Here is a 14,250-nt window from a genome sequence, read left to right as displayed (position 1 = left end):
GCTGCGGCCACTGTGGAGGGACGGACCCGAGGAGAGCGAAGGAGTGCGTCGATCCATGGCCAAGCAGAACGTCGCCGAACAGTTCGTGGACATCCTCGCCCGCGCCGGAGTGAGGCGCCTCTACGGTGTCGTCGGGGACAGCCTCAACCCGGTGGTGGACGCGGTGCGGCGCAACCCCGCCCTCGACTGGATCCACGTCCGTCACGAGGAGACGGCCGCCTTCGCCGCCGGCGCGGAAGCCCAGATCACCGGGAGACTGGCGGCCTGCGCGGGCTCCTGCGGACCCGGCAACCTCCACCTCATCAACGGCCTCTACGACGCCCACCGCTCCATGGCTCCCGTCCTCGCCCTCGCCTCGCACATCCCGTCCAGCGAGATCGGCCTCGGATACTTCCAGGAAACCCACCCCGACCAGTTGTTCCGGGAGTGCAGCCACTACAGCGAGCTGATCTCCAGCCCGAAACAGATGCCCCGGCTGCTGCACACCGCGATCCAGAACGCGGTCGGCCGCAGCGGTGTCAGCGTCGTCTCGCTCCCCGGTGACATCGCCGACCAGCCCGCCCCCGGGAAAGCCGTCGAAACGGCTCTCGTCACCGCCCGGCCCACCGTCCGCCCCGGCGACGCCGAGATCGACGCGCTGGTCGCGATGATCGACGCGGCCGACAAGGTCACCCTCTTCTGCGGCAGCGGCACGGCCGGCGCGCACGCCGAGGTCATGGAGTTCGCCGGGAAGATCAAGTCCCCGGTGGGGCACGCCCTGCGCGGCAAGGAGTGGATTCAGTACGACAACCCCTATGACGTCGGGATGAGCGGCCTCCTCGGCTACGGAGCCGCCTACGAGGCCACGCACGAGTGCGATCTGCTGATCCTGCTCGGAACCGACTTCCCCTACAACGCCTTCCTTCCCGACGACGTGCGGATCGCCCAGGTCGACGTACGGCCCGAACACCTCGGCCGGCGTTCCAGACTCGACCTCGCCGTCTGGGGCGACGTACGGGAGACCCTGCGTTGTCTCATCCCGCGGGTGCGGGCCAAGGAGAACCGGCGCTTCCTCGACCGGATGCTCAAGAAGCACGCGGACGCGCTGGAGGGGGTGGTGAAGGCGTACACACGGAAAGTGGAGAAACACGTTCCCGTCCATCCCGAGTACGTCGCCGCCGTTCTCGACGAACTCGCCGACGAGGACGCCGTCTTCACCGTCGACACCGGCATGTGCAATGTCTGGGCGGCCCGTTATCTGACGCCCAACGGCCGACGCCGTGTCATCGGTTCGTTCTCCCACGGGTCCATGGCGAACGCGCTGCCCATGGCGATCGGAGCCCAGTTCACCGACCGACGCCGTCAGGTCGTGTCGATGTCCGGCGACGGCGGTTTCGCCATGCTGATGGGCGACTTCCTGACGCTGGTGCAGTACGACCTGCCGGTGAAGGTCGTCCTCTTCAACAACTCATCGCTGGGCATGGTCGAGTTGGAGATGCTGGTCGCCGGGCTGCCCTCGTACGGAACGACCAACAATAATCCCGACTTCGCGGCCGTCGCCCGCGCCTGCGGTGCCCACGGTGTGCGCGTCGAGAAGCCCAAGCAGCTGGCGGGCGCGCTGCGGGACGCCTTCCGCCACAAGGGCCCGGCCCTCGTCGACGTCGTCACCGATCCCAACGCCCTGTCCATCCCGCCGAAGATCAGCGCCGAGATGGTGACCGGGTTCGCACTGTCCGCCTCGAAGATCGTGCTCGACGGCGGAGTGGGCCGGATGCTTCAGATGGCCCGTTCCAACCTGCGTAACGTGCCCCGGCCGTAGGCGGACGTCGGCCCCGCGAGGGGTGTCAGTCGGCGGGGACCCATGTGCGTCCGCCGTCGTCGGACCCGTACCAGTAGCGGGGCAGTCCCTTGATGCCGCTCGTCCGGAAGGGGCGGCCGCGGTCGTCGACGCGGACCGTGCCGGTGCGGCCCTGGGAGGACCAGTCGAGTTCGAGGTACCAGTCGCAGGCGCAGGTCTCCGTCCTCGCCGTGACCAGCAGCACCTCGGGGTCGGTGCTGGACACGCGGTACGGCAGGCTCACCGCCGGGATCGGCGTGCCCGCGTCATCGCCGGCGACGGAGTGCGCCACGGGACGGTCCTTGTCCAGGTCGACCGCGAAGTAGCGCTTGCTGAGGGAACCGCCGCAGCCCTGGTCCATGGCGTACACGGTGCCCGGCAGGGGCGCGGCTCGGCCGACGACCCGTACGCGCAGCGCTGTCAGGACCACGGCCGTGGAACTGCGTCCCTGCACCGAGATCTCCACATTGGTCTCCCGCCCGTGCACCGCGCCCTGGGCGCTCGCCCAGGGGCCGGCGTCCTGCTCCGCCGGGGGCGGCGGAACCTGCGCCGGCGGCTTGTCGAGGACGTAGTCGTGACCGCAACCCTGCGCCCAGACCTGCGAATCGACGGTCCAGGCGAGCGGTAAGCCCGAAGCGGGCGCCGAGGCCTTGCCGCCGGGCGGGGAGTTCCCGGGGGAGGGGGAGGTGCTCCCAGGGCGGGCGGAGGCGGAGGTGGTGCCGGCCCTGTGGGTGAGCGTCGGCCCGGTGCCGGCCGTCGGGGAGTGGTGCGGGGCCGTCGTCCGCACCCGGTCCGCGGTGGACGCGGAGGGCTCGGTCACCTCGCCGGAAGCCGACGGGTCGCCGCCGCCGGGCAGAGCGGACAGGGCGCCCAGGGTGGCGAGCAGCGCACAGGCGACACCGACGGCGACCGTGGTGCGGCGGCGACGGTACCAACGGCGAGGCGTTGCCTGTCGCCCAGCCGGATCCCACGTCACCACATCCGCCGGAGGCCGGGCTTCCGACTCCGTCGGCGTTCCAGAGGTCTTCGCGGTCTCCGAGGTCTTCGCGGCCTCCGACATCTTCGTGCGCTCGGAGGTCTTCGCGGCCTCCGGAGTTCGAGGTGCTTCCAGTGATCCGGGCGATCCCGGTGCTCTCCGGGTGTCCGGTGACCCCGGGGTCTCCCGGGTTGCCGGTGATTCCGCTGCCTCCCGGGATTCCGGTGCCTGCGAAGCCGCCGTGGTCCGGGCCCGTTGGCGGGCCGCCACCGCTCGCAGCCATCGCCGGTGCAGTTCGAGGCGCTCCTGCGGAGTCGCCCCGCAGAACTCCGCGAGCCGTTCGACGGGGGCGAAGTCCTGCGGCACCGCTTCCCCGGCGCAGTACCGGTGCAGCGTCGAGGTGTTCATGCCCAGCCGGCGCGCGAGGGAGCCGTAGCTGCGCTCCGTGCGCCCCTTGAGTTCCGTCAGCAGCGCCGCGAACTCCGCCACCTCGGCCACGCCGTCGTCGGTCGACACCGTTCTCCCCGTGCTCGTCCGGCCCTGGCGGTCATCCCAGGCACTCATATACCTGCACGTCAGATGGGCTGGGATGGTTCCACCACGGCCGATCGGGCGAAGACCGTTGCATCGGGCCGCCCGGACCGCCGATGCTCTTGGTGTCGCACCGACCAGGGCCGGACCGACCAACCGGCGTCGTGGCGACGCCCCACAGCCATGCACTCACCCACGGGGGACACTCATGCCCAAGCGCATCCGAACAGGCACGCTCGCCGGGCTCACCGCACTCACGGCCGCGGGCCTCGCCCTCGGCACCGTACTCGCCGCACCGGCCGGCGCCGCCGCCCCTCGGCCGCCCGGTTTCCTCTCGGCCGCCGACCTTCCGCCGCACCCCGGCTCGTCCTGGACGGCCGGCAGGATCACCGCCGGCGCCTCGCCGGACGTGGAGGTGGACCGCTGCCTCAGCATGGCGCTGGGCGACGGCCGGGGCTCCTGGTACCGGGACTTCCGGACCGACCTCGACACGAGCGCCCGTCAGGTGAGCGTCCGGCTGTCGAGCGTCAGCGCGGCGAAGGGCCGGTTCTCACGGGTCGACCGGGACATCAGGTCCTGTCCCGTCCGGATCGAGCGGGCCGACCCGGAGGTCGAGGCCACGCTCAAGGACTACGGGAAGCTGAACGTGGAGGAGGGCGCCCACGTCTACGGCCTGCACACCGAGACCTCCTGGGGCGCGACCGACATCCGCCTGCTCGCCGTCGGCCGGGACGGCACGACGGTGACGGTCGTGGACTGGGGCCAGATGGGCGACTTCGGTGACGCCCCGCTGAAGGCCTTCAAGAAGACGGCCGTCACGGCCGTCCACAAGCTCCACTGACACAGGACCACTGAGGAAAACCCGGGGCCGCCGCCCTCCCGCCACGGGGGTCGGGAGGGCCGGTGGCCCCGCACGAACCGCCCAGCCACCAGACAGTCCGAACAGGCCGAACAGGCCGAACAGGCCGGACACACGAGACATACGGGGAACACGCACATGACCAGTTCGACCGGTTCCAGCAGCACGACCGGCAAGAGCACGGCCCGTTTCCGCACCACCCGACGGCGTACGGCCGTGGCCGCCGGCCTCGCCCTGGCGCTCGGCCTCGGCGTGACGGCTCAGGCTTCCGCCGGCAGCCCGCGCAGCGTGAGCGGCAAGCCGTCCGACAACATCACCCGCATCGCCGACTTCTACGGCGCCTACATCGACGCGGTGACCGACGAGGGCGGCGGCAAGCTCCAGGACGAACTCCGCAAGCACTACCTCACCCCCGCCTTCCAGAAGGAGCTGACGGCCTGGGAGGACAAGAACCACGCCGACGGTGTCCTCCAGGCCCAGAACGTCCCGCTCGCGTGGAAGGTCACCGACAACGGCACGGCGAACTACACGGAGGCCGTCGTCACGCTCACCTGGGGCAGCCAGACCACGCAGCTCATCGTCGACATGACCCGCGGCACCCACAAGATCTTCCACATCGGTACGACAGGGATCGGCGGGAGCCAGTCGGCCTCGGGCCGGACGTCGTGATCGTGCGTCCCTGATCGTGAACGGCCCTGAACGGCCCTGAACGGCCCTGAACGGCCGCGGTGCGGAAGGCCTCCGGGCCCGGCACTGCGGCCGTTTCGCGTACCGGAGGGTCGGTGAACCCCCTCCGGCCCACCGGGGAGTCCGCGTTCCGCCCGAAACACCAGCGGATTCAGGCCAACCTCGTCGGTCGCGCGAAGTCGGTGTCGCAAGCGGAGGATTCCCCGGCACGTGTACCGGGGGTCGGGCCGGGCCCACACGGTCAGCGGGCCGCACGGGTGTGCAGGTCCGACGGCGGACGGGACGGCGGGCCGGCGGTCGCGTCGAACCGCGGACGGGCCGACCCGCCTCCCTTCACGGGGGAGTGACTGTCATGTGCCGTTGCGCGGGTGCACGCCCCCCGAAGAGACGCCCGCGCCGTCGTACGGCATCCCCTCCGTCCGGAAACCCGGTCCGGCACCGGCGGTCCCGGGACGACCACCGTCTCCGCACGATGCCCTGCCCCTCCCCCCGGACACCCGTCATGCCGGCCGGAAGCAGCTCACCGACCAGGGCTTCTCCCCTTGGACGCCGGTCGCGAAGGGCTTGTGGGCGGCGCGTACGGCCTGGTCCGCCGCCACCGGCTCGCCAGGTCACGGCCGCATCGACGGCACCGGCGGCACAGGGGCCACGTACCGTGCTCCAGGCGCGAACTGTCTCACCGCCCCCTCCGGATGCGCCCGGGGCGGGGGCGGACGAGCGGCGCACGCCCCCTTCGTCGAGGGCCCGGGCGCCGCTGTCGGACGGTCGTCCCACCCGCGGGAGCCCCCCCGAGGCCCGCCCCAACATGGCTGAACACCCGGGCGTCAATGGTTCGACATGACTGGCGTGGTGTCGACCGGGCAAGGATCCCCGTGAACGTGTTCGAGCAGGAGGGGAACCCACATCGACACGCGGGCGGGGGTCATGGAGAGGCAGGCACGGGGAAGGCGTCCGACGGCGATCGCGGGCACCTCGGCGACGGGACGGGCGGGGGAGGACACGGCCGAGGACGTGACGGAGCAGGGCAAGGCTTCACAGCTCAGGCGCAGACTGGGACGGGCGGACCTGCGGGCGGTGCCCGAGACGCGCCGGGCGCTGCGGGAGCTGTTGCGGGGCTGGGGCAGGCCGGGGCGGTCGGAGACGGCGGAACTGCTCACCAGCGAACTCGTCACCAACGCGCTCGTGCACACCGACGACGACGCGCTCCTGACGGCCACGGTCTCGCCCTCCGGCCTGCGGGTGGAGGTGCGCGACTCCGTGGCGCACCGTCCCCGGCCGAGGGTGCCGAGCGCCGACGAGGCCACGCACGGACGGGGTCTGGTCCTGGTGGAGTCCCTCGCGGACACGTGGGGGGTACGGGCGCAGGGCGGCGGGAAGGTCGTCTGGTTCGAACTGGGCGCCGGAGCCGCGTGAGCGAGGGCCGACGGGCAGGGAACGACCGGTGCCGGGCAACGGGCGACGGGAAGGGGGCGCGACCGCCGAGGTCGCGCCCCCTTCCCGTGGTACCGACTGAGCGCGGTACCTGACAGCCTGTCAGCCGAACTGCTGCTCCAGGTCCTTGAGCTTGCGCTCCAGGGAGTCGAGGCGCGGCAGGGCCATGGTGTCGTCCTCCGCGGTGAGGTCGACGGTGATCGAGGAGTCAGAACCGTGGCGGACGGGCTGGAGGGAGGGCCGCGAGCGCAGGGGCAGCTGCTCCGCCGAGTTCGCTATGGCAGGCTCCGCGGAGACCCGCTCGGCCGTGGCCGGTTCCAGGGCGGCCGGGGACTCCACCTGACGGCCGCCACCGCCACCACCGCGACCGGGGAAGCGGCCGCCGTGGCCGCGGCTGATCGCCTTCAACTGGGCCCGCTCGACGCGGTGCTGCTCGCGGCGGCGCAGCTTCGTCTCTTCCTTGCGGGCCTTGTCCTCACGGACCTCCTCGACGGCCTCGTCCAGGCTGCGCACGTTCTCGAGGAGCATGAGCGACCAGGCCTTGTAGGTCTCGCGGGGAGCACGTGCCCAGCGCACCACGCGGATCTGCGGGAGCGGACGGGGGACGAGACCCTGCTCGCGCAGCGCGGCCCGGCGGGTCTGCTTCAGGGCCCGGTCGAAGAGCACGGCAGCCGAGAGGGACATGCCGGAGAAGAACTGCGGGGCGCCGTCGTGGCCGAGGCCCCTGGGCGCGTGCACCCAGTTGAACCAGGCGGCCGCGCCCGCGAACGTCCACACGAGTATCCGGGAGCCGAGTGCGGCGTCGCCGTGACTGGCCTCGCGTACCGCGAGCACGGAGCAGAACATGGCCGCGCCGTCGAGGCCGAACGGAACCAGGTACTCCCAGCCGTTGGTGAGGCCGAGATTCTGCTGGCCGAAGCCGACCAGACCGTGGAAGGAGAGCGCGGCGGCAACGGCCGCACAGCAGAACAGAAGGACGTAGGAGGCGGTGCCGTATATGGCTTCCTTGCGCCTGCGGCGCTCCTCGGTACGCTCCCACGAATCGTCCGCGCTCGCGTTTGCCCCGGAGGAGCGCTTGCCGCGCGCGAGCACCGCCACAGCCGCCAGCATGCCCAGGAGCAGTACGGCGCCCGGAAGCAGCCAGTTCAGCGATATGTCGGTCAATCTCATTGGGGTCCCTTGCATTGGGATAGGGCGTAACGCCCGCCATAGTGGCGCAATCCCGCCGTCCCTCAGGGGGTTTCGGGGCAAGAGGCCGCCAAGGAAGTGCAAGGGGATGCCCAGGGCGACGTTCTGCTCGAACTGCCGCTTGAGGGGCGGGAGTTGAGTTCGAATAAGACTACCCGTACGGGTGGTTCCACGGAAAGTTCCCGGGGCAGGTGAGGAAGTTGTGAATTGCCTGTAACCCTGGGAGGAGTCTCGACCCGGTGATCTTACGGGACGTCCGACGGCCCCCGGCCCCCGGGTGGCCTCTGAGGCCTCCTCAACTGGCGGCGGCCGCGGTGAGCTTGGTGACGCGGTCCGCGTCGCAGGTGCGCGGGCAGGTGGCGCACGTGTCCTCGGGGCGCACCGTGTAGAACATGCAGCAGCTCGCGCGGTCCCGGGTGGCCAGCGCCTCGCCGTCCGGTCCGGTCAGCTCGCGGAAGGACGCCGAGCCGACATAGGGGCGCGTGGCGCCCGGCAGGAGCAGCTCCAGTTCCCGTCGCGCCCGGTCCTGCTCGCCCTCGCCGAGCAACTGGGCGACGTACCAGAGGCCCTCGACGATCTCGTCGGTCACCATGCCCCACAGGGCGCGGCCACGGCGCCGCGCCGGCGGTCCGAACCCGGCGAGCACCGGTTCGTGGTGCTCGGCTATGGCCGTGCGGACCTCCGCCCGCAGCGTCTCCTCGTCCGGGACCACCCGGGCGCCGGGCAGCAGCGCCGCCGGGTCGCCCGGCAGGCAGGCGAAGGAGGGGGTGGGGCGGACGGCCATCCGCATGCCGTCGCCGGTGCGGTCGTACGAGACGTGCGTCACGGGGAAACGGGGCACCCGGCGGTGCAGGAACCAGGGGACGGTGATCAGCAGGCAGGCGGGCCAGGCGTACCGGTGCAGTCCGAAGCTGGCGACGACGTCCGGGCGGGCGGTCCGGCCGTAGTCGCGGACGACCTGTGCGTCGTCCCACGCGAGGAACGCCTCCAGCGCCGCTCCGCCCGCCGCGAGCTCGGCCGCCGTGACCCAGCCGCCGCCCCGCGGAAACGGTTCCCGGTGCCCCAGCTCCGTCACGGTCAGGTCGGGGAAGACCTCCGCGAGGCGGGCGTAGGCCTCCGCTGTGGCCGACGGAGCTGTGGGCATGCCGGGACCGCCGTTTCGGGAGCGATTAAAGGTAAGCCTTACCTTACCCAGTATCGTCGGGATTTGAACTGACGGCCAGTACGCCTAAGGTGCTTGACGGACGAGTAACAACCCGCCGTAATGACCCCAAGTACCGACAAGGCCGGAGGAGGCCCCGTGGAGCGGAGTGCGCAGGGCTCCACCGGTACCGGATCGCCGGCCGCGCAGGGGTCCGACGGCCGGGCCCGGGTACCGGCGCAGTCGCGGTGGTCCGCCGGGTACGGCGAGGGCACGGACCGTGAGAGACGCGGCCCCACGGGCGCCGCGCGCGGTGAACACACGCACAGCGAGACCCCCCTCCCCCGGCCGGTCGTCCAGCGCGCCTCGGTGCGCGGCCAGATCCTCGACGCCCTGCGCACCGCGCTCGTCGGCGGGGAACTGCTCCCCGGCGAGGTGTACTCGGCGCCGGTCCTGGGCGAACGCTTCGGGGTCTCCGCGACGCCGGTCCGCGAGGCGATGCAGCAGCTCGCGCTGGAGGGCGCCGTCGAGGTCGTTCCCAACCGGGGGTTCCGGGTGATCGTGCGGGGCACGCGCGAACTCGCCGAGCTGGCCGAGGTGCGGGCGCTGATCGAGGTTCCCGTGATGCTGCGGCTCGCGCGCACGGTGCCGGCCGAGCGCTGGGCGGAGCTGCGGCCCCTCGGAGAGGCGAGCGTGCGCGCGGCGGCCTCAGGCTGTCCGGCCACGTACGCGGAGGCCGACCGGGTCTTCCACCGGGCGGTGCTCGCCCTGTCCGGCAACGAGCAGCTGGTCGGCTTCGCCGATGATCTGCACCGGCGCTCGCAGTGGCCGCTGGCCGGCGGGACGGTGCGGCGCGGGCGGGCGGATCTCGTGGCCGACGCGGCGGAGCACATGGAGCTGCTGGAAGCGCTGACGGCGGGCGACGAGCCGGACGCCGTGCAGGCGCTGGTGCGCGGGCACTTCGCGGCTGCGGGCAGTTGACGTGACCACCGGGGCCGCCGCCCCGGGATCGCCGTCCCCTACCCTGAGGGAACCTGTTCGAGCCCTTGGAGAACCCCGTCCCTCGTGGCCCTGACGAGGAAGTCGTCCTCACACGCCGGACGGGCTCGGGGTCGCCGGCGGTGTCAACTGTCGGGCCAGCCAGGTCGGTACGCCGCCCAGGAGCCGGAACAGCCGTCGCGCCTCCTCCCGCAGCCGGGAGGCCTCCGGGTCGACCTCCGCGTCCGCCAGCGAGGCGAGCGCCGGGGCCGTTCCCACCAGGTAGCCCAACTCCTCCCGGATGCGCAGGGATTCGGCGAAGCCGTGCCGGGCCTCCGCCACCTCGCCGTCGCGCAGGGCGAGTCCGGCGAGGTGGCGCCAGGTGAAGGACAGCAGCAGCGAGTCGGAGTGGGCCGCGGCCGCGGTGTGGGCCCGTCGGTACGCGGCCCTCGCGGCCTGCGGGGACCGCGAGATGTTCTCCGCGAGCAGGCCCCGGCGGAAGTCCAGCAGCGCCCGCCCGGCCGCGTCCGGCGGGATCAGTGCCGCCGCCCGGCCGAGCGCGGCCCGTGCCTCGTCCACCCGGTCGCGCACGCCGTGCAGCGTGGCCGCGTAGGCAAGTTGCCCTCGTTCACAAGCGGCCGCGCCGCGCTCCTCGTCGTCGTGGGCCAGCGCCTCCGCCGTGCGCAGCGCGTCCTCGGCGTCCTGCCAGCCCTGCTCGGTGTACAGGCACCGTTCCACGAGCAGCGAGGCCCGCTGGATCGCGCCCGCCGCGCTGTCGGGCGGGATCAGAGCGGCCGCGTCCGTCCAGCAGGCCCGCGAGCGCAGCCGCCATACCGCGGTCTGGAGGGGATCGTCACCTGAGGTCGTTCCGGTACCGGACATGGCGGTGTACGCCACGTTGCCCTCCCCGAGCGCGCCGTCGAGCTTTGAGTGGTGGCCGCATCTCAGCACGGATCACAGCGCCGGGCCAAGGGGGCGGGTGAAGGATTTCACAAAGTCGTGGGACTCCGCGCCCCAAGGGTTTCGACGGTTCGCGGCCGACGGGCGGTGACCGGCGCCGTTCGGGTCAGCTCATCCGCAGGGCCAGGAAGAAGTCCAGCTTGTCCTCCAGCCGCGAAAGGTCACGACTCGTCAACTGCTCGATCCGCCCGACCCGGTAGCGCAGCGTGTTGACGTGCAGGTGCAGACGGGAGGCGCACCGGGTCCAGGAACCGTCGCAGTCCAGGAAGGCCTCCAGCGTCGGGATCAGCTCGGCGCGGTGGCGTCGGTCGTAGTCACGCAGGGGGTCCAGGAGCCGGGCGGTGAACGCCTTGCGGACATCGTCCGGGACGAACGGGAGCAGCAGCACGTGCGAGGCCAGTTCCTGGTGGCCCGCGGCGCAGACCCGGCCGGGACGGGCGGCGGCCACCCGCCGCGCGTGCCGTGCCTCCTCCAGCGCCCCGCGCAGCCCCTCCGCCGAGTGCACGGCCGCGCTGACGCCCAGCGTGAGCCGGCCGTCGCCGTCGAGGCCGGACGACAGCGGCTCCCGTACGGCCGCCAGCAGCGCGTCGGCGAGGACGCCCGTCTCGGAGCCGTCGTGCTCACTCGACACCGCCGGCAGCGGGACCAGCGCGATGGCCTCGTCGCCCGTGTGGGCCACGGCGATGCGGTCGGAGGGCTCGGGTCCGGTGGCGAGCGGGTCGACCAGGATCTCCTCCAGGAGCGACTGGGCGACCGGGCCGGCCTCCGGGCCGCCTTCGTCCCACTCGACCCGGGCCACGACGACCTGCCAGTGCGGGGCGGCCCCCAGCCCCGGCAGCAGCACCGGCGCGGCCACCCGCAGGCGTGCCGCGATCTCCGCCGGGGCCGCGCCCGTCTGGACCAGCTCCAGCACCTCCTGCGCGAGCCGCCTGCGCACGGAGCGCGCGGCGTCCCGGCGGTCCCGCTCGACGGCGATCAGCTGGGTGACGCCCTGGAGCAGGTCGAGGCGCTCGTCCGCCCAGTCCCCGGCGTCCGCCTCGACGGCCAGCAGCCAGTCCGACAGGACGCTTTCGCGCACGTCCCGCGCCGCCTGGGGAGCCTGCGAGGGCTGCGGAGCGCGGACGCCGCCGCGGATCGGGAACAGCGAGTACGTCGCCTGGCCCACGATCACCCGGTGCGGTCCGCGTCGTCCGGTGCGGACGGCCGCCAGGTGCTCCGCCGCGAGCTTCGCGCACGCGTCGGGCGACAGGCCGGGCCCGGTCGGCTTCGGGCCCGCGATGAGCCGGCCGGTGGGGGACAGGACCCAGGCGCGCAGGTCCAGATCGGAGCCGAGCAGGTCCAGGACCACGTCCGGTCCGCCGCCCGCCGGGCCCGAGGTCATCATCCGGCGGTGCCGGTCCACGACGGCCGCGAGGTCCCCGGCGCGCTCGCCGGACACCTGCCGCACGACGTGCTCGGTGATCGAGGCGAACGCCACCGACTCGTGCACCGCGAACAGCGGGAGACGGTGCCGGGCGCAGGCCACGGCCAGGTCCTCCGGCACGTCGCCCAGCTCCGCCTCGCCGGCCGCGAGCGCGGCCACCCCGGCCTGTACCAGGATCCGCACGAACGGCTCGGAGTCCGCCGCGTCCCGGCGCCAGGCCAGGCCCGTCAGCACCAGCTCGCCCCCGGAGAGGTAGCGGCTGGGGTCCCGTAGGTCGGTGGTCATGACACCCCGTACCGCGCGGTCCATCTCGTCCTCGCCGCCGAGGAGCCTGAGGCCCAGCGCATCGGTGTCCAGAAGTGCGCGCAGCCGCATCTCGTCGCCGCCGTTCTTTGTCTCGAAAACTACGATGAATCCTGAAGGACGTGGGGAAGAGGGCCGCCGTCGGTCCCGCCTCCGGGGGCCCGACCCGCGCGGCGGACAGTCACGCACCGCATTCTTCGATCGCCAGGTCGTTTTCTGCGTTTCCACAGGAAAACGAGGAGGTTACCGAGGGCCTCCGTTCATACGAATCTACAAGATGGCCGAGTCGACCAGCCAACTCCTTCATGGTTTCCGTGACTGACCCGGTCGGAGCAAGGCGCTGTGTACTGGGCTCACTCCACGTGAACACCACATGTACGAGCCGGGCCCGCCGCACCCGATTCTGGCTCGATCGAGACGACTCACGAGACTCACGAGACGAAGAAGAGAGCCGGTCATGGACTTCCTTCGCCCCGCCAGCTGGGAGGAGGCGCTCGCCGCGAAGGCCGAGCACCCCACCGCTGTGCCGATTGCGGGTGGCACCGATGTGATGGTCGAGATCAATTTCGACCACCGCAGGCCCGAGTACCTGCTCGACCTCAACCGCGTCGGCGACCTCTACGAATGGGAGGTCGGCGAGGAGAGCGTGCGGCTGGGCGCCTCCGTCCCGTACACCCGGATCATGGAGAACCTGCGCGCGGAGCTGCCGGGCCTCGCCCTCGCCTCGCACACCGTGGCCTCCCCGCAGATCCGCAACCGCGGCGGCGTCGGCGGCAACCTCGGCACCGCCTCCCCGGCCGGCGACGCCCATCCCGCCCTGCTGGCGGCCGGCGCCGAGGTCGAGGCGGAGTCGGTGCGCGGTACCCGCCGGATCCCGGTCGACGAGTTCTACACCGGGGTGAAGCGCAACGCGCTCGCCCCCGACGAGCTGATCCGCGCCGTCCACATCAAGAAGGCCGACGGTCCGCAGCAGTACTCCAAGGTGGGTACCCGCAACGCCATGGTCATCGCCGTCTGTGCCTTCGGGATCGCACTGCACCCGGGGTCCCGGACCGTCCGTACCGGCATCGGCTCGGCCGCGCCCACCCCCGTCCGGGCGAAGACCGCCGAGGAATTCCTCGGCGCGGCGCTCGAAGAAGGCGGCTTCTGGGACAACGGGAAGATCATCGCCCCGTCGGTGGCCAAGCAGTTCGCGGATCTGTGCGCCGCCGCCTGCAACCCGATCGACGACGTCCGGGGGACGGCGAGCTACCGCCGGCACGCCGTGGGCGTCATGGCCCGCCGCACGCTGACCTGGACCTGGGAGTCGTACCGCGGCGCCCGCCGCACCGCGAAGGGAGCCGCGTGATGCGCGTCAACTTCACCGTCAACGGACGTCCGCAGGAAGCCGACGACGTCTGGGAGGGCGAGAGCCTGCTCTACGTGCTGCGTGAGCGGCTCGGGCTGCCGGGTTCGAAGAACGCCTGCGAGCAGGGCGAGTGCGGCTCGTGCACGGTCCGGCTGGACGGCGTCCCGGTGTGTTCCTGCCTGGTCGCCGCCGGGCAGGCCGAGGGCCGTGACGTCGTGACCGTCGAGGGTCTCGCCGACCACGCCAGGCAGCGGGCCGGGCGAGCCGGGCGCGGCGATCGCGGAACCGGTTCCCGCGGCACGCCGGGCGCTTGCGGCGCCTCCCCCGATGCCGACGGCCCGCGGGCCGAGGGCGCCGACTCCCAGGCCGGCGGGGGGATCGAACTCGCCCCGATCCAGCAGGCGTTCATCGACGCCGGCGCCGTCCAGTGCGGCTTCTGCACACCGGGCCTGCTGGTCGCCGCCGACGAGATGCTGGAACACAACCCGAACCCGACCGACGCGGACATCCGCGAGGCGCTCTCCGGCAACCTCTGCCGGTGCACCGGTTACGAGAAGATCATGGACGCGGTCCGCCTCGCGGCCGCCCGGCAGGGAGAGGCGGTCTGAC

The 14,250-nt window shown here is 72.4% G+C and carries 12 protein-coding genes; 7 read left to right on the top strand and 5 right to left on the bottom strand.

What is annotated here, in order from left to right; all coding sequences use genetic code 11:
* The first annotated feature begins 55 nt into the window (after positions 1-55).
* Entirely contained in the window at positions 56-1,798 is a 1,743-nt protein-coding gene (locus ACIPFH_RS24795) for a pyruvate dehydrogenase (protein ID WP_401829480.1), read from the top strand.
* Between the two features lie 25 nt (positions 1,799-1,823).
* On the opposite strand, the gene ACIPFH_RS24790 is transcribed toward ACIPFH_RS24795, so the two are convergent.
* Positions 1,824-3,308, bottom strand: a complete 1,485-nt coding sequence (locus ACIPFH_RS24790) for a helix-turn-helix domain-containing protein (RefSeq protein ID WP_401829478.1) — start codon at positions 3,306-3,308, stop codon at positions 1,824-1,826.
* A 223-nt stretch (positions 3,309-3,531) separates the two neighbouring features.
* Here ACIPFH_RS24790 and ACIPFH_RS24785 point away from each other — a divergent pair, with 223 nt between their 5' ends.
* The 3 genes from ACIPFH_RS24785 (at position 3,532) to ACIPFH_RS24775 (ending at position 6,282) form a co-directional block, all read left to right on the top strand.
* The gene (locus tag ACIPFH_RS24785; RefSeq protein WP_401829477.1) at positions 3,532-4,164 is read left to right on the top strand and encodes a hypothetical protein; all 633 of its coding nucleotides are present in this window, start codon (positions 3,532-3,534) and stop codon (positions 4,162-4,164) included.
* Between the two features lie 156 nt (positions 4,165-4,320).
* On the top strand, positions 4,321-4,851 hold the full coding sequence (locus tag ACIPFH_RS24780) for a hypothetical protein (protein ID WP_401829476.1): 531 nt from the start codon (positions 4,321-4,323) through the stop codon (positions 4,849-4,851).
* Positions 4,852-5,793: 942 nt separating this feature from the next.
* Positions 5,794-6,282, top strand: a complete 489-nt coding sequence (locus ACIPFH_RS24775) for an ATP-binding protein (protein ID WP_401829474.1) — start codon at positions 5,794-5,796, stop codon at positions 6,280-6,282.
* A 120-nt stretch (positions 6,283-6,402) separates the two neighbouring features.
* On the opposite strand, the gene ACIPFH_RS24770 is transcribed toward ACIPFH_RS24775, so the two are convergent.
* Both ACIPFH_RS24770 and ACIPFH_RS24765 read right to left on the bottom strand, forming a co-directional pair.
* Positions 6,403-7,470: a DUF2637 domain-containing protein gene (locus ACIPFH_RS24770; protein WP_356248882.1), complete on the bottom strand. Its 1,068-nt coding sequence runs from the start codon at positions 7,468-7,470 to the stop codon at positions 6,403-6,405.
* 313 nt (positions 7,471-7,783) lie between these two features.
* Positions 7,784-8,632, bottom strand: a complete 849-nt coding sequence (locus ACIPFH_RS24765) for a (2Fe-2S)-binding protein (RefSeq protein ID WP_401829472.1) — start codon at positions 8,630-8,632, stop codon at positions 7,784-7,786.
* Between the two features lie 156 nt (positions 8,633-8,788).
* Here ACIPFH_RS24765 and ACIPFH_RS24760 point away from each other — a divergent pair, with 156 nt between their 5' ends.
* Positions 8,789-9,610: a GntR family transcriptional regulator gene (locus tag ACIPFH_RS24760; protein WP_401829470.1), complete on the top strand. Its 822-nt coding sequence runs from the start codon at positions 8,789-8,791 to the stop codon at positions 9,608-9,610.
* Positions 9,611-9,718: 108 nt separating this feature from the next.
* Here the strand turns inward: ACIPFH_RS24760 and ACIPFH_RS24755 are convergent, their stop codons facing one another.
* Together ACIPFH_RS24755 and ACIPFH_RS24750 are read right to left on the bottom strand one after the other, a co-directional pair.
* Positions 9,719-10,504 (bottom strand): hypothetical protein, encoded by a 786-nt coding sequence (locus ACIPFH_RS24755; RefSeq protein WP_356248876.1) that lies wholly within the window; start codon positions 10,502-10,504, stop codon positions 9,719-9,721.
* Between the two features lie 169 nt (positions 10,505-10,673).
* Positions 10,674-12,365 (bottom strand): PucR family transcriptional regulator, encoded by a 1,692-nt coding sequence (locus tag ACIPFH_RS24750; protein WP_401829469.1) that lies wholly within the window; start codon positions 12,363-12,365, stop codon positions 10,674-10,676.
* Between the two features lie 385 nt (positions 12,366-12,750).
* Here ACIPFH_RS24750 and ACIPFH_RS24745 point away from each other — a divergent pair, with 385 nt between their 5' ends.
* Entirely contained in the window at positions 12,751-13,641 is an 891-nt protein-coding gene (locus ACIPFH_RS24745; protein WP_401829467.1) for an FAD binding domain-containing protein, read from the top strand.
* Positions 13,641-14,249, top strand: a complete 609-nt coding sequence (locus tag ACIPFH_RS24740; protein ID WP_401829466.1) for a (2Fe-2S)-binding protein — start codon at positions 13,641-13,643, stop codon at positions 14,247-14,249. Before ACIPFH_RS24745 ends, ACIPFH_RS24740 begins: the two co-directional genes overlap by 1 nt.
* Position 14,250 lies beyond the last annotated feature (1 nt).

The sequence above is a fragment of the Streptomyces sp. NPDC088157 genome (assembly GCF_044741545.1).
Taxonomy (GTDB): Bacteria; Actinomycetota; Actinomycetes; order Streptomycetales; family Streptomycetaceae; genus Streptomyces.
Note: the sequence above shows the minus strand (reverse complement) of the source record. Positions and strands in the feature narration are given on the sequence as shown.